Genomic DNA, 20,527 nt, shown 5'->3' with positions numbered 1-20,527 from the left:
GAAACTCATCTGTATCTTTTTAACTTTCTTTTTGTCTTCAACACTGTTGATGGCACAGGAAGATGATGCCCAACAAGATATAAATGTAGATGATTTAGGTAATGTATCTAATACATTTAAAGAGCAGTTTTTTGAAGCTTTAAAACAAAAGGGTATAGAAAATTATGATCGTGCCATTCAAGCATTACAGCGTTGTTTAGCACAAGAGCCTAAAAATGCAGTCATTCATTTTGAATTAGGGAAAAACTACAACGCCTTAAAACAATATGACGCTGCAGAAGAAAGCCTAAAAGAAGCGTTGGTTTATCGAAAAGATGATGAAGACATCTTAAAAGAATTGTATGATGTACAATTTAGTAAACAGGATTTCCAGGCTGCAGTAACAACAGTAAAACAGCTTATTTCTTATAACATTATTTATAAGGAAGACTTGGCTAAGCTTTACCAACGTACTAAAGAATTTGATAAGGCTATAGAGCAGTTAGATGAGATAGACAATGCTCAAGGTTCCAGTATTTACAGAGATAATTTACGCCGTGTTATTTACAACCAAACAAATAATAAAGAAGCACAAGCTAACAGATTAGAGCAACAGATAAAGGCAGCTCCAGGCAATATTCAAAATTACCTCAACCTTATATATGTTTATAGTGAGATGGCAGCTAATGATAAAGCCTTTTCAACTGCACAGCGCCTATTAAAAGCGCATCCAGATGCAGAACCTGCACATTTAGCACTTTACAAAGGTTATCTAGAAAAAGGCCAAGTTGAAAATGCAATTGCATCTATGAAAATAGTCTTAAAAAGCAATCAAGTAGATAAGGAAACAAAAGGAAAGGTTCTTAAAGACTTTATGCGTTATTCTACTGAAAACCCTGAGGTTTCAAATGAATTAGAATCTGTATTAAGTGATGAAGACAATGATAAAGACCCTAAAGAATTAGGTTTGTTTTATTTAGAGCAGAAAGATAAGCCTAAAGCGTTAGCATATTTTTTTGAGGCGCTAAACGACTATCCTACAGACTATGTAGTATTAAAAAACCTAGCTTTATTACAAATTGATGCACTTCAATTTAAAGAAGCTATTATTACCACATCAAAAGCATTAGAGGTATACCCTTCACAACCACTACTCTATTTGTTACAAGGTGTGGCCTATAACAACACATCCAATTTTAATAAAGCCTTAGAAAGTTTAGAATTTGGCATAGATTATATTATTGAAGATGCTCAAATGCAAGCAGATATGTTCACTCAAATGAGCGAGGCATATAAAGGTATGGGCAATAATGCAAAAGCTACAGAGTTTTTAAATAGAGCTACCCAAGCTAAAAAACAAGCCAATTAATGACCTACAAACCACTATTATCACTTTGCATCGTTTTGATACTAATGTCTTGCGGAAGCAAAAAATTGGTGTCAGAAACCAGTGGCACTACAGATTTAGCAACAGCAAATGTTATTAAAAAACATTATGAAAATGCAGTTAGTTTTGAAACGCTAGCAGGTCGTTTAAAAGTGCGGTACCAAGATGAGAAGCAAACTCAAAACGTTTCTGTAAGCATACGTATGGAAAAAGATAAAGCCATATGGATGAGTGCTAATATATTAGGTATACCACTTGCTAAAGTTTTAATTACACCTAATAGCGTTAAATATTACGAGAAAATTTCAGGAAGTTATTTTGATGGTGATTTTAGGTTATTATCTGATGTACTAGGAACTGAATTAGATTTTAATAAAGTTCAAAACATCTTATTAGGCCAAACAATTTATGACCTAAGACAAGAGCCTTACATATTAGAAACTTCAGATCGTGGTTATGTTCTTCAACCAAAAAAACAATTTGATTTATTTACGAGGTTATTTTTGCTAAACGCATCAACATATAAAACAGAAGCGCAGCAGTTGGTAAATAATAATGAAAACCAAAGTGCAATTGTGACCTATCCCACTTATCAAACTATTTCTGGTCAAGTGTTTCCAAATGAAATAAATATTGTTGCAAACCAAAACAATAAAAACACATTAATAGATATAGAATACAGGTCTGTAGAGTTTAATGTAGATGTAAGCTTTCCTTTTAGTATCCCAAGTGGTTATGATGAAATTGAACTTAAATGAGTAGAGTACTAAAAACCTTAGTAATAATAAGCCTTCTTTTAGGAGGATTTTTGTCTCATGCACAAGACAGCAAACGTAAAGAGTTAGAAAACAGGCGTTTTGAGTTACAACAGGAAATTAAGCGTATTAATGCCTTACGTACAAGTAACTTGAAAAAGCAAAAATCTGTATTAACTCAGGTTGAAGACTTAGATACTCAAATTTCTACAACAGAACGGCTAATTAAGGTTACTAACCAACAAGCTAATCTGCTTACTCGAAACATAAACAATAACATAAAGAAAATTGAAAAATTTAGGGATGAGTTAGTGAGCTTAAAAGAAGATTATGACAAGATGATTGTCAAATCATATAAAAGCCGAAGTAACCAAAACAGAATTATGTTCTTGTTATCTTCTAAAAACTTTTTGCAAGCTTATAAACGTGTACAGTATATGAAACAATATACAGAGTATCGTAAAGAGCAAGGTGAGCAAATACAAGAACGCACAAAAATGCTGCAAACCTTAAATGCAGATTTAATTGAGCAGCGTAAGGATAAAGACAAACTCATTAAAGAAAATAAAGTTGTACAAGCGCAATTAAGAAAAGATAAAGAGGCGCAAGAAGTATTAGTTGCACAAATACGAAAGAAAGAAGGTCAATTTACTGCTGAGATTCGTAAGAAACAGCAAGAAATTAACCGTATAGATAATGAGATAGACCGCATTATTAGGGAAGCCATTGCAAAAAGTAATAAAGGCGCTGCTAAAGAAGATGTGGATCGTGGTCGTTTTAAAGCTACACCAGAATCTAAAGCCTTAGCATCTAAATTTGAACAAAACAAGGGTAAGTTACCATGGCCAGTTAAAAATGGTGTGGTTTCTATGCGTTTTGGTACACAACCACATCCTATTGTAAAGTCTACCACAATTTCAAGTAATGGTGTTAGGATAGATACTGAAGATAAGGGTCGTGCTCGTGCAGTATTTGGAGGAAAGGTAAGTGAGATACAAGCTGTAAAGGGTGCTAATAAAGTAGTGATGGTAAGACATGGTGACTATATTACAATTTACTCTAACCTATCTAGCGTATCTGTAAGAAAAGGAGATGATGTAGATATTAATCAAGATCTTGGCGAAATAGGAAAAAGTACCGCTACAGGAAAAACAACGCTTTACTTCCTTATATATAAAAACACCCAAAAACTGAATCCAGCAAGTTGGGTGTTTAAAATGTAATGTGATTACTGTTTAGTTAATCTTCAAACAGTGCCTTTAGTTCTGTAGCATCATTAGCTTTCATTTTACCTGCTAACACTAAACTTAATTGCTTACGTCTTAATGCAGCGTCATAACGAGAAATTTCAAGGTCTGTTTCTGGTTTTAATGGTGGTATTGCAACTGGACTACCTAAATCATCTACAGCTACAAATGTATAAATCGCTTCGTTAGAAAGGCTTCTAAGACCGCTTTCTCTATCTTCTACATACACTTCAATAAAAACTTCCATAGAAGTTCTAAATGCCCGAGAAACAATAGCCTCTACGGTAACAACACTTCCTACGGGAATGCTTCTATTAAATGCAACGTGATTTACAGATGCAGTTACTACTATACGACGGCTGTGGCGCCTTGCAGATATACTTGCTGCACGATCCATTCTTGCTAAAAGCTCACCTCCAAAAAGATTGTTTAAAGGATTGGTTTCGCTTGGTAATACCAAGTCTGTATACGTAGTTTTAGATTCTTTTGGGGTCTTTGCCTCCATAGCATTTTCTTTTTTGCAAAGGTACTATGGAAATGAGGAGTATAAAAGTAATTAACGCTTATTTAATCTTTGTCCTGTACAAGCAACCAAGCGCTTGCATTTTCGTCACGCTTTACATTGCGTAATGCCTGCAAAGCCTCTAGCCTATCTGAATGGCTACTATATACAACTTGGTGTAAACCATATTTGTTTTTACCAATACGTCTAGCTTTAAAGCCTTTAGCTTCTAATTGGCTTACCTTTTTATCTGCATTTTCTTCAACTCTAAATGCTCCAGCAATAATATGGTAATTACCTTTTGGTTTTTCTACCTTAAAAGTAACAGGCTGTAAAGGGTTATCTATAACAAACGTTGCTTGTTGTATGTGTTGTTCTAGTTGAGCATCTGCTTTTTGTTGTTCTGCAATGTTATGTGCTTTTACTTGAGAGCTATAATAGTTTAAACCTAAAAACCCAGAAAGACCTAGTGCCAACAAGCCAACGGCAGCATACTTTAAGTATGGACGTTTGGTTTCTCTTGTTTTTTCTAAAACTACTACAGGAGCTTGTTCCTCAACCTCTATTTCGTCTTGCTCTAAATGCTCTTGTACAGTTTCCCTTACTACAGAAGAAGATGTAAAAGAAGATAAACCAAAAGATGATGCTAGGTAGTTTATATGGTAAGAAGGGTCAAATAATAACTTTCCTTCTTCTGTTCTAGAAAAGGTACCTATATTTTCTAATGAAAAGGTATTCTCTGTATCTAATGCCAATTTTGATTCTCTAACAAAAGTTTCAACTTTTGAAGATGCCGCATAATAGTTAGAATGCTCTGTAGTTGCAATATGGTTAACTAACAACCCATCAGATTTTCGAAGTTGTTCATTAAACGATACTACCTTTCTTGGCGGATAAAATGCATTGGTAGTTTCGTGAACGCGTGCCGATTCTGTTTGAGTAATAAAGGCTCCAAAGTTTGGAACAATTACGCACTCGTATCGGTATAGTAAATCTGATATGTGTTGAGAAATAGTCATTGTTTCAAAAGTAACAGAAAAAATAGCGTGGTAGAAGACAAATCTTAAAATTTATCAACAGCTTAAAAATTGATAAAATACAGTAACTTAGTCAACTGTCATGAATACCAATAGCCTTTTACATCTTCTTGCCTTACAGAAAGCGCCAAATCTTGGAGATACCACAGCAAAAAAATTAATTGCTGTTGTAGGATCTGTTGAAGGTGTTTTTAAGGAGAAACGTCAAAATTTATTAAAAATAGATGGTATTGGAGAGCATCGCATAAAAGGATTGTTTGATGTAAGTTTATTTGACGCTGCTGAAACTGAACTCGAATTTATAAAAGCTAACAATATCACTACACAGAGCTATATGGATTCTGAATATCCTGAGCGCTTAAAGCAATGTACAGATGGCCCTATTTTACTATTTCAACGTGGCGCTATTAATTTAAATAACAGGCATATAATAAGTATTGTTGGCACTAGAAAAGTTACCACACAAGGCATCTCTTTTTGTAACGAGTTTATTGAATCATTGTCTCCATTAAACCCAATAATAGTTTCTGGTTTTGCTTATGGTGTAGATATAACTGCGCAAAAGGCTGCTGTTAAACACCAATTGCAAACCATAGGTTGTTTAGCTCATGGTTTAAACCAAATTTATCCTAAAGTACACTCTAAGTATGTGTCACAGATAGAAGATAATGGTGGTTTTATTACAGACTTTTGGAGTAGTGATACTTTTGACAGAAATAATTTTTTAAAGCGTAATCGTATTATTGCTGGCTTAAGTGAAGCCACAATTGTTATAGAAAGTGCTGAGAAAGGTGGTTCCTTAGTTACTGCAGATATTGCCAACTCTTATGACAGAGAGGTTTTTGCAGTTCCTGGAAGACCTAAAGACACACAAAGTGTTGGGTGTAACACCTTAATTAAAAAACAGCAGGCACACGTACTAACAAGTGCAGCAGATTTAATTTATATGCTAAATTGGGACATAAATGAAAAACCAAAAACAGTTCAAAAAAGCTTGTTTGTAGAATTAGATGATACAGAAAAAACTATTTATAAGTATTTACAAGAACAAGGTAAAGAGCACATAGACCTTATTGCTTTAGGCTGTAATATGCCTAGTTACAAAATTGCTTCTGTATTGCTTACTATGGAAATGAAAGGTGTTATAAGACCGTTACCTGGTAAGTTATTCGAAGTGTTTTAAACTTTTATTGTTTAGATTTAGAGAATTAATAACTATTTCTATGCATCAATCACCTATTAAAAAGGCTTTATACGCATTTATATTTTTAGCGATAACTAATAATATAAACGCACAAACGTCCACTCAAAAGGCAAGTGTTGAAAAATCTTTATACGGGATACAAACTGGCTTTCTTGGTATTTGGGGTCATAATGAAGCAAGACTCACAAACACCATTGCCTTACGTACAGAAATAGGTCTTGATGCAGATATTTTTAATGCAGAGTTTATTGGCTCTAATGATAAATTTCTTTTAACACCTGTTATAACTTTAGAACCAAGATGGTATTACAACCTTAATAGACGTTTTAGAAAAGGAAAAAAGATAGCCAATAATACAGCAAACTTTCTAGCACTTAAAATTAGTTATCACCCCAATTTATTTGTCATTAGTAATGTTGAAAATATTGAAGTTATTCCAGATCTTCAAATAATACCGAAATGGGCAATTAAGCGTACAGTAGGAAAACACTTTACCTATGAAACAGGTATAGGTATTGGTTATCGAAAACTATTTTATCAAAATGACCGCAACAGAATATTTATCGTAGATGATTCTGATGTGGCAGTAGATCTGCATTTAAGACTTGGCTATACCTTCTAGTATTTTAGATAAATTAATATCCCAATTTTTCTCTTACTCTTTTCAACACCTCGTTAGCGGTTTTGGTTGCCTTTTCTTGTCCAATTTTTAAAGCAGCATCTATTTCATCTGTATTATTCATATAATGATTAAAACGCTCACGTTCGGCAGCAAATTTTTCAATAATAAGTTCGTACAATGCTTGTTTGGCGTGACCGTAACCATAGTTTCCGCCAGCATAGTTTTGCATCATCTGCTCTACTTGTTCTTTAGTACCTAATAATTTATACAGTGCAAAAACATTACAAGTATCTGTATCCTTAGGTTCTTCAAGCGGTGTGCTATCTGTTTCAATTGTCATTATTTGCTTACGCAATTTCTTGTCTGGTAAAAATAAGTTAATGATGTTTCCTTTAGATTTACTCATCTTAGCTCCATCTGTACCAGGAATATACATAGTTTCCTCTTGTATCTTGCCATCTGGCATCACAAAGGTTTCTCCTAATTTAGCGTGAAATCTGGAAGCTACATCTCTTGTCATTTCTATATGTTGCAGTTGGTCTTTTCCTACTGGAATAATTTCAGCATCATAAATTAATATATCTGCCGCCATTAACATTGGATATGTAAACAAGCCTGCATTTACATCTTCTAAACGGTCTGCTTTGTCTTTAAATGAATGTGCTAATGTTAAGCGTTGGTAGGGATAAAAGCAGCTTAAATACCAAGATAACTCTGTAACTTGAGGTATATCACTTTGGCGATAAAAAACAGTCTTGTTTACATCAAGACCAAAAGCTAACCAAGTAGCTGCGGTGGCATAGGTATTTTGGCGTAATGTTTCTGCATCTTTTATTTGAGTAAGCGAATGTAAATCTGCTATAAATAGATATGATTCGTTTTTAGGATCGTTCGACATTTCTATTGCCGGTATAATAGCTCCTAATAAATTACCCAAATGTGGCGTTCCAGTACTTTGTACGCCTGTTAATATCCTAGACATTCTGTTATCTTTAAATTTGACAGCAAAGGTACTTTTTTTAAGAAATATGACATACAAATCCCTACTTTTGAAAGATGTCTTTAGTGCGTAATTTTTTTATCCTTCTGTGGCGCATTTGGTTTTACCTATTAATGGGTTTACCATTGGTCATTATGTTCCCTATTTTATTAATAAGCATTTCAAAAAAATCCTGGTATCCTTTCTTCTTTAAGTTAGCGCGTTTTTGGGGTAAACTTATTTTATATGGTATGGGTTTTATTCCTTCAAGAACGTATGAGCAAAAACCTAAACCAGGACATTCTTATATGTTTATAGCAAACCACACTAGTATGATAGATATTATGCTAATGCTACACACCATAAAAAATCCATTTGTTTTTGTAGGTAAAGCAGAGTTGGCTAAAATTCCAATTTTCGGTTTCTTTTATAAACGTACTTGTATTTTGGTAGATCGCAATAATGCATCAAGCAGAAAAGCTGTATTTGATAGTGCTAAAAAACGCTTAGATACAGGAATAAGTATTTGCATTTTTCCTGAAGGTGGTGTTCCAGATGATGAGTCTGTTGTATTAGATGTATTTAAAGATGGTGCATTTAGGCTGGCAATAGAGCATCAAATACCTATTGTGCCTATTGTATTTTATGATAATAAAGCTCGGTTTTCTTATACATTCTTTAGCGGTAGTTTAGGAAAAACAAGAGCTAAAGTTTTAAAGTTTGTTAATACAAAAGGGAAATCGCAAGCTAATAGAGCAGATTTAAAATCTGCGTGCAGAACTGAAATATTAAATGAATTAAAAGCACAAAAAATCCGCTCTTAAAAGAACGGATTTTCGTCATCATTGCTGTAAGCTATCTCATCAGATAGAGTTTTGCAATAACTACCTAACCAACTAAAAATTAACCTAAAACAAATGTTAGGAGAACCACCTCGCTAACATTATACTTTAAAACTTAAAGCTAAACCCAGAATATACACCTAAATAATAAGGGTTAAAATTACTAGAGTTGCTAAACGTATTTATTTGATATTTAAATGTAGGCTCTACATTAAACTGTAGGCTACTTGTAATTTTATAATTTACTCCTAATCCAAGATTTGTTGAAAAACTCACGTTGTTTACATTTGTAGCTTCACCAATCTCATTTCTATTACCATTATTTACAACGGCAATACTATTATCTTCTAAAAACAACGTGCTGGCACCACCAATAAGGTTAACACCAAACCTCTTATTTATTAGAGCATATTCAAGCTCAACAGGAACTTCAATAAATCCTAATTGTTGATTTAAGTCTCCTAAAAATACTGATGTCCTATCTGCTACAAGCTGGTCTTCTGTAAAGGTAGATGTAGCGGTTGGCGTAAGGGTTTCGCTATCTCCTACTTGTACATACACACCGCTATTAGTGTTTGGTTTTAAGTTTTGTAGAGATGTTTCTCTTCCCGAAGGACTAAATGCAATATTATTTGTGTTGGTACTGTGTGTCATTCTAGTTACACCAGAACGAATCTTTAAGCGTTCGTTAACTGCATAAGATACATTTACACCATATGCCAAAGTAACATCACTACTAGTTTCATTATCTGAAAATTGAGGATCTATAGTGCTACCGTTTCCAAAACCACTAGCATAAATAGGAGCAACATAAGGGCTTGCATTCCATTTTTTAAAAGTAGTAGCTTCCACTACATCTTCATCTTCTGTCTCTGCTTGCTTTTGTTTTTCAGCTTCTTCTAAAAGCGATGGTAAGTTAGTTTCAGCAACCTCAGTAGTCTCATTATTTTCTTTTTCACTTGAAATGTTGGAGTTAGTGCTACTGTCTTCAGAAGTTACTGCAGTAGTATTCTGAGTAGAGTTAGGTTGCTGAAACTTATTGTTTTCATTAGAATTTAAACGCTTGTCTAAAGGCTCTAAATTATTATTCTGTTTTTGATTTACGTTACTCTTGTTAGCTACTCTAATATCACCTTTAACATTAGAAATAGATTCTTTTAAAGTAACTGAAGATTTATACGTGTTCTTATTTGATTTAATTTCTTTAGATGTTTTTTGCCCAGTTGAAGAAACAATTTCATTGGTTGAAGATGTTTCAGGCTCAGGTGTCTTGTTAGTATTTTCAACAACGTCTAATTTAGAATTGTTGTTAACTGTATCTTTATCTTCTACTTGGGTTTTAACTTTAGTGTTTTCTAAACCATCTTGATCAACTATAGTATTAGTAGTATCTGTAGTTAATAATGATTGGGAAAACCAAAATACCAAAACTAATGCGGCTGCAATTCCTCCAATCTTATACCATAATGGGATAATAAATGGCGTTCTTTCCTTATCTTCTTTGAGTTCCTTTTCAATATTAGCCCAAACTTTAGCGCTAGGTTTTGCGTTAAAGTCTTTAAACTTTTCTTGAAATAATCTATCTATGTTTTTTTCCTCTTTCATTAGTCTTTTTAAAGAGACTGTTGTCCTTTTGGTTGGGCGTCTTCTATAGTTGCCTTTAATATATGTCTTGCTCTTGCAAGGTTAGATTTAGATGTTCCTACAGAGATGCTTAACAAATCCGCAATATCTTTATGTGCGTAACCATCTAAAACATATAGGTTAAATACTAACCTGTACCTGTCTGGTAATTGTTGTATGCACTTTAAAAGAAAGTCTAACTTAATATCATTTTCTTCTACTTCTACACTAGGTTCTTCTAGTTGTTGTTCGTCTACAATTTCAAAATAGGTTTGCTTCCTATATTTTTGAAGTGCTATGTTTATTACAATACGTTTTAACCAACCTTCAAAAGAACCTTTATTTTTATATTGATCTATTTTCTTAAATATCTGTAAAAAAGCATCTTGCAAATTGTCTTCTGCTTCGCTATAATTACGAGAATACTTTAGGCTTACACTAAACAGCTTATCTGCAAATAATTGATACAGCTGTCCTTGTGCCTTTATGTCTTGCTTTTTGCATTTAAGAATGAGTTGATCTAAACTCAAATTTTCTGTTGTTAATTAATTTTCTGCAACAGGAACTTCAACGGTTAAAAACTGTGCGTCACCATTACTGTCTTCTCCTTGATAGAACTTGAAAATATAAAAATCGTCTCGCTCTACAATAAAATTTAAATCTGTTGTTCCAGTCAAGTTTTCCATCTCTGGACAAGATTGGTTTTGCTCAAAAGCATTAATCACCGCAACTTCTCTGGTGTTTTGATTTTTAGCATAGTCAAATCCTGCAAAGAAATGGCATTCTGTAGGGCGATTGTAAACAACTTCAAATTGATACGTGTTACCAAACACAAGTGTATCTGGAAGGTTTACACTCTCTACGTTAACAAACTCAAACTCAAAGTCTTCTTCATCATCAATGCTACAAGCGGTAATACATACACCTAAAAGTAGCAAAAGCATTAATTTTTTCATCTTATTAAAATGGGGTTTTTTATTAAGATGCAATTTTTTATAAATGGTTGCGTTTGAGACAAAAAAAAATCTCAAAAATTAATTTGAGATTTTTTTTGTTTTATTCTTTTGCCACTTTTATGGCGGCTTTAATTTTGGTTTCTAACTCTTCCATTAACTCTGGATTATCTAGTAATAATGCTTTTACAGCATCTCTACCTTGTCCTAGCTTTGTGTCTTCATAGCTAAACCAGGAACCTGCTTTTTTAACAATTTCATAGTCTACACCAATATCAATAATTTCACCAACCTTAGAAATTCCTTGACCGTACATAATATCGAACTCTGCAGTTCTAAATGGTGGTGCTACTTTGTTTTTAACAACTTTTACACGTGTCTTATTACCTTGCACCTCGCTATTGCTGTCTTTTATTTGTGTAGATCGACGAATGTCTAATCTAACTGAACAGTAAAATTTAAGTGCATTACCACCTGTTGTAGTTTCTGGGTTACCAAACATAACTCCAATTTTTTCACGCAATTGGTTAATGAAGATAACGGTACACTTGGTTTTACTTATAGATCCTGTTAGCTTTCTTAATGCTTGAGACATTAATCTTGCGTGAAGACCCATTTTAGAATCTCCCATTTCACCTTCAATCTCACTTTTAGGTGTAAGTGCCGCAACCGAGTCAATTACAATAATATCTATAGCGCCAGATCTAATTAAGTTGTCTGTAATTTCTAGAGCCTGCTCACCATTATCTGGTTGAGATATAATTAAGTTCTCTAAGTCTACTCCTAATTTTTCAGCATAAAAACGGTCAAAAGCGTGTTCTGCATCTATAAAAGCAGCTATGCCACCCGCTTTTTGAGCTTCTGCTATGGCGTGCAAGGTTAAGGTTGTCTTACCTGAAGATTCTGGACCGTAAATTTCAACTATACGTCCTCTAGGGTAACCACCTACTCCCAAAGCTAAATCTAAACCTAAAGAACCTGTAGAAATTGCTTCAACATCACTCACAGATTGATCACTCATTTTCATGACTGTACCTTTACCATAAGTCTTGTCCATCTTATCTAAAGTAAGCTTTAGTGCTTTTAGTTTTGCTTCTTTTTCTTTTTTATCGCTCATTTTCAATCTTTTATTAAATTCTGTCTTATGCCGCTAAGGTAGTAACTCTTTTGGCTAAGGACAATGTTTTTAAAATTAACATATCAACACACGCAACCTTTTTAAAAATAAAGCATCTTTTATAAAAGCAAATGAACAAAGTGCTATGAAGTTTTTTCAAAAAACAATTATTTTGAACTCTTCAGGAAGCTGCAAAGCTGCAATCCTTTTAGGTTGTAGCTTTAAAGCTGATGGAGGCTAATGCGTTACAACGATTTTTTTAGAACACAAAAAATTTTAGTAACGAATTAGCCATTCGAAAAATGCCCGATAAGGTAATCTCAACTTATCGGGCATTTTTAATTGTAGCAATAAAATATACTTTAACTACCTTTGTAGCTTAAATTTTCTTAACCTTAAATCACGTATAGCATGCAACTGTACAACAAATTAAGCGCAAAAGAAAGAGCAGAACTTATAGACAAGGCTGGAGAAGACCGCCTTACGCTCTCTTTTTACAAATACGCCAAAATTGGCAATCCAGAAATTTTTAGAAATCACCTGTTTCTTGCTTGGGACCAACTTGAGGTTCTAGGAAGAATTTATGTTGCTCATGAAGGTATAAATGCGCAATTATCTGTACCAGCAAAAAAATTCAATGAATTTAAAGCTTTTATAGATGATATAAATTTTCTTGAAAATGTGAGGCTTAACATTGCTGTAGAGCAAGATGCTAAATCATTTTTAAAACTTAAAGTTAAGGTGCGTCCTAAAATTGTTGCAGACGGTTTAAATGACACCTCTTTTGATGTAACTAACAAAGGTGTTCACGTAGATGCTGAAACATTTAACCAACTTATTGAAGACCCTAATACGGTGTTGGTTGATATGCGTAACCACTATGAGAGTGAAATTGGTCATTTTAAAAATGCTATCACACCAGATGTAGATACTTTTAGAGACTCTTTAGATATTATTGAAGAAGATCTTAAAGATCATAAAGAAGACAAGAAACTCGTTATGTATTGCACTGGTGGCATACGTTGTGAAAAAGCTAGTGCTTACTATAAGCATAAAGGATTTAAAAACGTATTTCAGCTAGAAGGTGGTATTATAGAGTATACCCGACAGGTAAATGAAAAAGCATTAGAAAATAAGTTTCTTGGTAAGAATTTTGTGTTTGACCATAGGCGAAGTGAGCGTATCTCAGATGATGTCATCTCAAACTGTCACCAATGTGGAAAAGCTTGTGATACTCACGTAAATTGTGCTAATGAGGCTTGCCATTTGTTATTTATACAATGTGAAGAGTGTTCAAAAGCTATGGATACGTGTTGCTCGACAGAATGTCAAGACATTAATGCCTTACCTATTGAGACACAACGTGAATTGCGAAAAGGATCTCATAACAGTAATAAGATTTTTAAGAAGGGACGTTCAGAAAAATTAAAATATAAAGCTTAAAAATATCAATGCACTATATTTTGGTATCTTTACGCTAGTAGATAATTAATACAACAAGACTATAATAATAGTACTTGTTTCAATATATATGATATATGGCGTGTGGAAGTTGTTCGACAGGTAAAGACGGCCAACCTAAAGGTTGTAAAAATAACGGAACTTGCGGATCAGATGGATGTAATAAACTTACAGTATTTGATTGGCTTTCAAATATGGAGCTCCCACAAGGAGTAGCTCCTTTTAACTATGTAGAGGTTAGGTTTAAGAACGGCAGAAAACTATTCTTTGAAAACTCAGAACACCTTACACTTTCTATTGGTGATGTTGTAGCTACAGAAGCCGATTCTGGACACGATATTGGTATTGTAACACTTACAGGCGAGCTTGTTAAAGTGCAGATGCGTAAGAAAAAAGTAAGAACCAATAGCGATGAGGTTAAAAAAATATATAGAAAGGCTTCACAAAAAGATATTGATATTTGGCAAGATTATCGAGCCAAAGAAGATCCTTTTAAAGTAAAAGCTAGGCAAATTGCTATAAGGCTTAAGCTTAAAATGAAAATTAGTGATATAGAGTTTCAAGGAGATGGCTCTAAAGCTACCTTTTATTATACAGCAGAAGAACGTGTAGATTTTAGACAACTTATTAAAGAGTTTGCTCAAGAATTTAGAACTCGTATAGAAATGCGACAAATTGGTTTTAGACAAGAAGCTAGTAGGTTAGGAGGTATTGGGTCTTGTGGTAGAGAATTATGTTGCTCTACTTGGTTAACAGATTTTAGGAGTGTAACCACATCTGCAGCAAGATACCAACAACTATCATTAAACCCATTAAAGCTTGCAGGACAATGTGGTAAGCTTAAATGTTGCTTAAACTATGAGTTAGATTCATATTTAGACGCTTTAAACAACTTCCCTAAACAAGATACCAAGCTTTTTACAGAAAAAGGTAAGGCTGTTTGTCAAAAAATAGACATTTTTAAAGGATCTATGTGGTTTGCTTATGAAGGTGAATGGATGAACTGGTTTGAATTAAGTACAGATAGAGTTCATCAAATTATTGAAGCCAATAAGAAAAGAGAACCTGTGGCAAGTTTAGAAGATTACGTTGTTGAAACAGCTTCAGAAATAAATACGTTTAAAGATTCTGTAGGAGAAGACAGTCTCACACGTTTTGATAAACCTAAGAATAAGCGTAACAATAACAAGCGTCGTCGTAATAAACGACAAAAAAGTAAGCGACCTAAAAACAATTCTCAAAAGAAATAATTCATGCGTTTTTTAATCGTTTTATGTCTTAGCCTATTATGTTGCTCTTGTTCAGATAATAGCGTATATGATAATTATAAGACAGTTTCTGGACAATGGTCTTCTAAAGAGCCATTAACCTTTAAGATTTCTGGATTAGATACGATACAACCCTATAATGCGTTTATTAACTTAAGAAACACAAGCGACTATAATTTTAGTAACTTATTTTTAATTACAGAGTTACAATATCCTAACGGTAAAAAAGTTACAGATACTTTAGAGTATCCTATGGCATATCCAGATGGTACTTATATGGGAGATGGTTTTGGAGATATAAAAGAAAATAAACTTTGGTATAAAGAACATCTAGTTTTTAATGAAGCTGGAGAGTATAGCATTAGTATTAAACATGCCATGAGACAAAACGGCTCTGTAGCAGGATTAGAAACATTAAAAGGTATTACAGAAGTAGGTGTAAGAATAGAAAAACCAACTTCAAAATAACATAAGAATATGGCAAAGACAGCACCTAAATCTTCTTCAAAGAAAAAAGAAAGTAAGGAGGGTTTTAGTAAATATATAAAGTGGTTTTGGATACTTTTTTTTGGAGGTATCTTATCTGTAGCACTTCTTTTCTTATTTACTGCTTGGTTTAGTGACTTACCAGATGAAACCCAAATGGAAAATCCTGAGACTAATCTTGCTACAGAGATTATAGACTCTAAAGGAGAAACACTTGGAAAGTTTTATAAGGAAAATAGAACTCCAGTTAAGTATGACTCTTTACCAGACCACTTAGTAAATGCTCTAATAGCTGTTGAAGATGAGCGTTATTATGACCATTCTGGTATAGATGGTAGAGGTACTGCAAGAGCTATTACTTATTTAGGAACAAAAGGTGGAGCTAGTACTATAACACAACAATTGGCTAAGCAATTTTTTACAGATCAGGTAAGCTCAAGTAAATTTCAGCGTGCGCTACAAAAAGTAAAAGAATGGGTAATTGCTGTTAGGTTGGAACGCCAATATACTAAAGAAGAAATTATTACTATGTATTTTAACAAGTATGATTTCTTAAATCAAGCAATAGGTATACGCTCTGCAAGCCGTATATACTTTAGTAAAGAGCCAATGGAACTTAATACTGTAGAGTCTGCAATGCTAGCTGGTATGTTTAAAAACTCTTCATTATATAATCCCTTAAAGCGACCAGAACTTGTAAAACAACGTCGTAATGTTGTATTAGCTCAAATGGCTAAAAATGGATTTATTACAGAAGAGGTTAAAAATGAATTACAAGCCGAAGATCTAAATATTGAATATTCTCCAGAAGGTCATGATGAAGGTGTAGCAACATATTTTAGAGCCTACCTTCAAGAGTTTTTAAAAGAATGGATTAAGGAAAATAAAAAGACAGACGGCTCAACATATAATATTTACAGAGATGGTCTAAAAATTTATACCAGCATAGATTCAGATATGCAAAGACACGCAGAAGATGCTGTAAAAGAACACATGTCTCACATTCAAAAAGAATTTACAAGACAAAATAAGAAGAATAAAACAGCGCCTTTTAGAGATATAGACGTAGACGAAACAGAAGACATTATTCAACGCGCTATGAAGGTTAGTGATCGTTGGAAAAAGATGACTGCCGAAGGAAAATCTGAAAAAGACATTAGAGCTTCCTTTAAAAAGAAAACTGATATGCGTGTCTTTGGTTGGGATGGTGATATAGATACAACAATGACGCCTAGAGACTCTATCATTTATTACAAATCGTTTCTTAGAAGTGGTATGATGAGTATGAAACCACAAACAGGTGAAGTAAAAGCTTGGGTTGGTGGTATTAACTATAAACACTTTAAGTATGATGCCGTTAAAAAACAAAAGCGACAAATAGGTTCTACATTTAAGCCTTTTGTTTATGCAACTGCAATTGATCAATTACACCTTTCTCCTTGTGATAAAGTTCCTAATACACAATATACAATTGAAGCAGGAAAACACGGTAACACAAAAGATTGGACTCCTAAAAATAGTGACGGTAGTTATGGTGGTTTAGTTACTTTAAAAGATGCTCTTGCAGGATCTATAAATACTGTTACCGCTAGGCTTTTAGATAGAGTTGGCCCTAAACCTGTTATAGATTTAATAGATAAATTAGGTGTAGATACCCGAAAAATACCTGAAGTACCTTCTATTGCTTTAGGAACACCAGATTTAAGTATTTTCGAAATGGTTTCAGCTTATAGTGCTTTTGTAAATGAAGGCGTGTATGTTAAGCCAGTTATTGTTACTCGTATTGAAGATAAGAATGGCACAGTGCTTTATCAACATATTCCAGAAACAAAAGATGTGTTAAGTAAAGAAGCTGCTTATGTAACAGTAAACCTTATGGAAGGTGTTACACAAGCAGGTTCAGGACGCCGTTTAAGAGGTACTTGGGCAACATCTAGGCAAGACTATAAGAATGCTGTTACAGGCTATCCTTATGATTTTAAAAACCCTATTGCAGGTAAGACAGGAACAACACAAAATAATAGTGATGGTTGGTTTATGGGTATGGTACCAGACTTAGTAACTGGCGTTTGGGTTGGTGGTGAAGATCGTGCCACACACTTTTCATCTACAAGATATGGTCAAGGTGCTACTATGGCACTTCCTATTTGGGGTATTTATATGAAATACCTTTATGCAGATGAAAATATTGAGGTTTCTGATGGAAACTTCCCTAAACCAGAAAATATTTCGACCATTTTAGATTGTGAAGAATTTGAAGAAAACAACACTAATAATGGTGATGAAGATGTTCCAGAAGAATTAGACTTTTAAACAATGAACGCTTTTCTGCACTTTTTTGAGACATTGCCAACTGCCTTAAAAGTTGGTTGGGTTGTGCTTATATTAAGTGTATTTTGGATTGCTGAAGGTTATTATTCCTTTGTAAAATTTAAGTACAAGAAATGGCAACATGCAAAGACCAACTTTATACTTTTAGGCTTTGTTTTTTTAATTAATTTCTTATTCGGTTTATTTACGATAGGAATATTTAAATGGTTAGATGACAATAATTTCGGTATTTTACATCTTATTGAATTACCTACTATTATTGAGCTTTTTCTAGCCATATTAGTGTTAGATTTTATAGCACAATATTTAGTACATTATCTATTACATAAAGTACCTTTATTCTTTAGGCTCCACATTGTACATCATAGTGATTTAAATGTAGATGCCACAACAGGTACAAGACACCATCCATTAGATTTTTTATTGCGGGAAACGTTTGCTTTAGTTGCAGTTATCATCATGGGAATGCCAATTTCTTACTACCTATTTTATAGAATTTTAAGTGTATTCTTTACATACTTTACACACGCCAATATAAAGCTACCCTCTAAATTTGATAAGGCATTAAGTTATGTTTTTATAACACCAACGGTTCACAAATTTCACCATCACTGGGAATTACCTTGGACAGATAGTAATTTTGGTAATATGTTTTCTATTTGGGATCGGTTATTTGGAACCTTTGTATATGCAGATCCTTCTAAAATAAAATATGGCTTAGATATACTAGATCATTCTACCTCAAATACTATTACTTACCAACTTTATGCACCGTTTAATAAGCATATAAAGTACAAGAACAAAGGCTAATAGCCTCAATAGTTGTGAGTTCGCTTAATTTTTATTATATTCTGAGTTATGATACCGATAGATAAAAATGAAAGTACAGTGTTCTTAAAGGAATCTGTAGAGTACTTAGAAGAAAGAGGCTTTGAGAATATTAAGGCAGACGTTGAGGGTTACGAATCCCCAAAATCGTACATACGCAAAGGTCGTGGACAAGAAACTACTATCACACCAGATATAGTAGCAGAACGTAATGGTGAAGAATACATTTACGAGGTAAGCTTAAAGTCCGAAAAACCAAGATTACTTAAAAGTAAATGGAAATTTCTTCAGTTGCTTAGTAATATGAAGAATAAGAAATTTAAAATCATTACAACTCGAGGTCATTATAAATTTACAAACACTATGTTGAGTGATTTAGATATGCAGAAAAACCTTATTAAGATTAATTAATCTGTAAAACGCTAACTACCAAATAAAAAAACCTCTTTTTAAGAGGTTTTTTTTATGATTTAATCATTGCAATATGTGGTATACCATCTTCTAGGTAGCCTTCTCCTATATTAGAAAAACCAAGATTAGTATAAAAAGTATTTAAATAGGTTTGAGCAGAAATTTTTATAGTGTCTGTATCGTATACATCTTTAATAGCTTTAATAGATGCATTCATTATATCATAACCATAACCATATTTTCGTTCTTTATCTTTTACAACAACACGACCAATACTTGCTTCCTCAAAATAAAAACCAGGCTTAAAACATCTTGTATAAGCAACTATAGCATCATCTTTCACACCAATTACATGTAAAGCATTTTGATCTTTAAAGTCTATATCTTGATATACACAGTTTTGTTCTACCACAAATACTTCCGATCTTAGTTGAAGAATACTATATAACTCTTCGGTACTAAGTTCTTTAAATGTTTTAATAGCAATTGTAATCATATTAAGAACACGCTATTTTATCTACACGTGTTTGGTGACGACCACCTTCAAACTCAGTATTTAAAAACACTTTAACCATCTCTAAAGCTTGTTGTACAGATGTAAATCGTGCAGGAATGCTTAAAATATTAGCATCATTATGCTCTCTGGCAAGTTTTGTAATCTCTTTTGTCCAGCATAAAGCAGAACGTACGCCTTGGTGTTTATTAGCTGTCATAGATGCACCATTACCACTACCACAAATTATAATACCAAGATTTACACTATTAGACTCTACATCTGCTGCAACAGGATGTACAAAGTCTGGATAATCTACACTATCCTCAGAGTTTGTCCCGTAATTAATAACTTCAATATTTTCAGATTTAAGGTACTCTACAATTGTATTTTTGTAAAATGTACCAGCGTGGTCATTACCAATAGCAATTTTCATAATAAGTCTAATTTTATGATACAAAGGTAGTTAAAGTAGAAGATTTACATTGTTAATTACAAAACTAAAATTAACACCTTACTATCTAACAATCAATATATTAACAATTAACTAGTTGTTGTTTATAACTCGTGATTAATAATGCAAAACAAAATTTTGAAATCTCGATTAAAAATTCATTATAACCAGATTTATATAAGAAACAAGTAAAGTTGTTAGATCTTAATTAAAAGTTTTCAGCACTAAAAAAACAGTTATTAACAACCAGAATTAGAAATAGATTTTAGCCACAGGTTGTCAACAATTGTAATTTTTAAAACACAACTTTTGTTATTAATTTTCAATACAGGTTGATTTATAAATGTTTAGATAATTTTAACATTGTGAATAAGTATTGATAGAATATTAATAACCTAAAATCAAAAGAAAAATTTAAAATTCTTTACCGCTATTAACACACTATAATACCCAACAGTTTTATTTAAAATTTAAAAGAAAAAAAATGATAGTTATATATACTGTTAATAACAACTATTAAAAATGAGATTTTAATTTTAGTAAAAACA

General features: G+C 33.1%; 21 protein-coding genes. 12 read left to right on the top strand and 9 right to left on the bottom strand.

The window, feature by feature from the left end; translation table 11 throughout:
* Nucleotides 1-49 precede the first annotated feature (49 nt).
* From CA2559_RS03550 to CA2559_RS03540, 3 genes are read left to right on the top strand one after another with little or no spacing between them, the layout of a single operon-like run.
* A complete protein-coding gene (locus CA2559_RS03550) occupies nucleotides 50-1,348 on the top strand; it encodes a tetratricopeptide repeat protein (protein WP_013186473.1) in 1,299 nt (432 codons plus the stop codon).
* Nucleotides 1,348-2,124 carry a DUF4292 domain-containing protein gene (locus CA2559_RS03545; RefSeq protein ID WP_041240893.1) on the top strand — a complete coding sequence of 259 codons (777 nt, stop codon included), beginning with the start codon at nucleotides 1,348-1,350 and terminating at the stop codon, nucleotides 2,122-2,124. The genes CA2559_RS03550 and CA2559_RS03545 overlap by 1 nt, the downstream gene beginning before the upstream one ends.
* Nucleotides 2,121-3,344, top strand: a complete 1,224-nt coding sequence (locus CA2559_RS03540) for a murein hydrolase activator EnvC family protein (RefSeq protein WP_013186471.1) — start codon at nucleotides 2,121-2,123, stop codon at nucleotides 3,342-3,344. The genes CA2559_RS03545 and CA2559_RS03540 overlap by 4 nt, the downstream gene beginning before the upstream one ends.
* Before the next feature lie 16 nt (nucleotides 3,345-3,360).
* Here CA2559_RS03540 and CA2559_RS03535 read toward each other — a convergent pair whose 3' ends face one another.
* Together CA2559_RS03535 and CA2559_RS03530 are read right to left on the bottom strand one after the other, a co-directional pair.
* Nucleotides 3,361-3,873, bottom strand: coding sequence for an acyl-CoA thioesterase (locus CA2559_RS03535; protein WP_013186470.1), 513 nt, complete (start codon nucleotides 3,871-3,873; stop codon nucleotides 3,361-3,363).
* A 62-nt stretch (nucleotides 3,874-3,935) separates the two neighbouring features.
* Entirely contained in the window at nucleotides 3,936-4,889 is a 954-nt protein-coding gene (locus tag CA2559_RS03530; RefSeq protein WP_013186469.1) for an HU domain-containing protein, read from the bottom strand.
* Between the two features lie 100 nt (nucleotides 4,890-4,989).
* Here CA2559_RS03530 and dprA point away from each other — a divergent pair, with 100 nt between their 5' ends.
* Both dprA and CA2559_RS03520 read left to right on the top strand, forming a co-directional pair.
* A complete protein-coding gene (dprA, locus tag CA2559_RS03525) occupies nucleotides 4,990-6,090 on the top strand; it encodes a DNA-processing protein DprA (protein WP_013186468.1) in 1,101 nt (366 codons plus the stop codon).
* A 40-nt stretch (nucleotides 6,091-6,130) separates the two neighbouring features.
* Nucleotides 6,131-6,733 carry a hypothetical protein gene (locus CA2559_RS03520; RefSeq protein ID WP_013186467.1) on the top strand — a complete coding sequence of 201 codons (603 nt, stop codon included), beginning with the start codon at nucleotides 6,131-6,133 and terminating at the stop codon, nucleotides 6,731-6,733.
* 13 nt (nucleotides 6,734-6,746) lie between these two features.
* On the opposite strand, the gene trpS is transcribed toward CA2559_RS03520, so the two are convergent.
* Nucleotides 6,747-7,715, bottom strand: a complete 969-nt coding sequence (trpS, locus tag CA2559_RS03515; protein WP_013186466.1) for a tryptophan--tRNA ligase — start codon at nucleotides 7,713-7,715, stop codon at nucleotides 6,747-6,749.
* A gap of 74 nt (nucleotides 7,716-7,789) precedes the next feature.
* Between trpS and CA2559_RS03510 the strand changes: the two genes are divergently transcribed.
* Entirely contained in the window at nucleotides 7,790-8,536 is a 747-nt protein-coding gene (locus CA2559_RS03510; protein WP_041240892.1) for a lysophospholipid acyltransferase family protein, read from the top strand.
* A 126-nt stretch (nucleotides 8,537-8,662) separates the two neighbouring features.
* Here the strand turns inward: CA2559_RS03510 and CA2559_RS03505 are convergent, their stop codons facing one another.
* The 4 genes from CA2559_RS03505 to recA form a co-directional block, all read right to left on the bottom strand.
* Entirely contained in the window at nucleotides 8,663-10,159 is a 1,497-nt protein-coding gene (locus CA2559_RS03505) for a hypothetical protein (RefSeq protein WP_013186464.1), read from the bottom strand.
* Between the two features lie 8 nt (nucleotides 10,160-10,167).
* Entirely contained in the window at nucleotides 10,168-10,707 is a 540-nt protein-coding gene (locus tag CA2559_RS03500) for an RNA polymerase sigma factor (RefSeq protein ID WP_013186463.1), read from the bottom strand.
* 15 nt (nucleotides 10,708-10,722) lie between these two features.
* The gene (locus tag CA2559_RS03495; protein ID WP_013186462.1) at nucleotides 10,723-11,133 is read right to left on the bottom strand and encodes a hypothetical protein; all 411 of its coding nucleotides are present in this window, start codon (nucleotides 11,131-11,133) and stop codon (nucleotides 10,723-10,725) included.
* A 100-nt stretch (nucleotides 11,134-11,233) separates the two neighbouring features.
* The gene (gene recA, locus CA2559_RS03490) at nucleotides 11,234-12,247 is read right to left on the bottom strand and encodes a recombinase RecA (protein WP_013186461.1); all 1,014 of its coding nucleotides are present in this window, start codon (nucleotides 12,245-12,247) and stop codon (nucleotides 11,234-11,236) included.
* Between the two features lie 411 nt (nucleotides 12,248-12,658).
* On the opposite strand from recA, the gene trhO reads away from it, so the two are divergent.
* From trhO to CA2559_RS03460, 6 genes are all read left to right on the top strand, one after another.
* Complete coding sequence (trhO, locus tag CA2559_RS03485) at nucleotides 12,659-13,690, top strand: oxygen-dependent tRNA uridine(34) hydroxylase TrhO (RefSeq protein ID WP_013186459.1); 1,032 nt, start codon at nucleotides 12,659-12,661, stop codon at nucleotides 13,688-13,690.
* 95 nt (nucleotides 13,691-13,785) lie between these two features.
* Nucleotides 13,786-14,958 carry a PSP1 domain-containing protein gene (locus CA2559_RS03480; RefSeq protein WP_013186458.1) on the top strand — a complete coding sequence of 391 codons (1,173 nt, stop codon included), beginning with the start codon at nucleotides 13,786-13,788 and terminating at the stop codon, nucleotides 14,956-14,958.
* Between the two features lie 3 nt (nucleotides 14,959-14,961).
* Nucleotides 14,962-15,444: a gliding motility lipoprotein GldH gene (locus CA2559_RS03475; RefSeq protein WP_013186457.1), complete on the top strand. Its 483-nt coding sequence runs from the start codon at nucleotides 14,962-14,964 to the stop codon at nucleotides 15,442-15,444.
* A 9-nt stretch (nucleotides 15,445-15,453) separates the two neighbouring features.
* Nucleotides 15,454-17,775 (top strand): penicillin-binding protein 1A, encoded by a 2,322-nt coding sequence (locus CA2559_RS03470; protein ID WP_013186456.1) that lies wholly within the window; start codon nucleotides 15,454-15,456, stop codon nucleotides 17,773-17,775.
* A 3-nt stretch (nucleotides 17,776-17,778) separates the two neighbouring features.
* The gene (locus CA2559_RS03465; protein ID WP_013186455.1) at nucleotides 17,779-18,603 is read left to right on the top strand and encodes a sterol desaturase family protein; all 825 of its coding nucleotides are present in this window, start codon (nucleotides 17,779-17,781) and stop codon (nucleotides 18,601-18,603) included.
* A gap of 48 nt (nucleotides 18,604-18,651) precedes the next feature.
* Complete coding sequence (locus CA2559_RS03460) at nucleotides 18,652-19,032, top strand: hypothetical protein (protein ID WP_013186454.1); 381 nt, start codon at nucleotides 18,652-18,654, stop codon at nucleotides 19,030-19,032.
* 52 nt (nucleotides 19,033-19,084) lie between these two features.
* Here CA2559_RS03460 and CA2559_RS03455 read toward each other — a convergent pair whose 3' ends face one another.
* Together CA2559_RS03455 and rpiB are read right to left on the bottom strand one after the other, a co-directional pair.
* A complete protein-coding gene (locus CA2559_RS03455) occupies nucleotides 19,085-19,528 on the bottom strand; it encodes a GNAT family N-acetyltransferase (protein WP_013186453.1) in 444 nt (147 codons plus the stop codon).
* 1 nt (nucleotide 19,529) lies between these two features.
* Entirely contained in the window at nucleotides 19,530-19,961 is a 432-nt protein-coding gene (rpiB, locus tag CA2559_RS03450; protein ID WP_013186452.1) for a ribose 5-phosphate isomerase B, read from the bottom strand.
* Nucleotides 19,962-20,527 lie beyond the last annotated feature (566 nt).

This window comes from Croceibacter atlanticus HTCC2559 (genome assembly GCF_000196315.1).
Lineage (GTDB): Bacteria > Bacteroidota > Bacteroidia > Flavobacteriales > Flavobacteriaceae > Croceibacter > Croceibacter atlanticus.
Note: the sequence above shows the minus strand (reverse complement) of the source record. Positions and strands in the feature narration are given on the sequence as shown.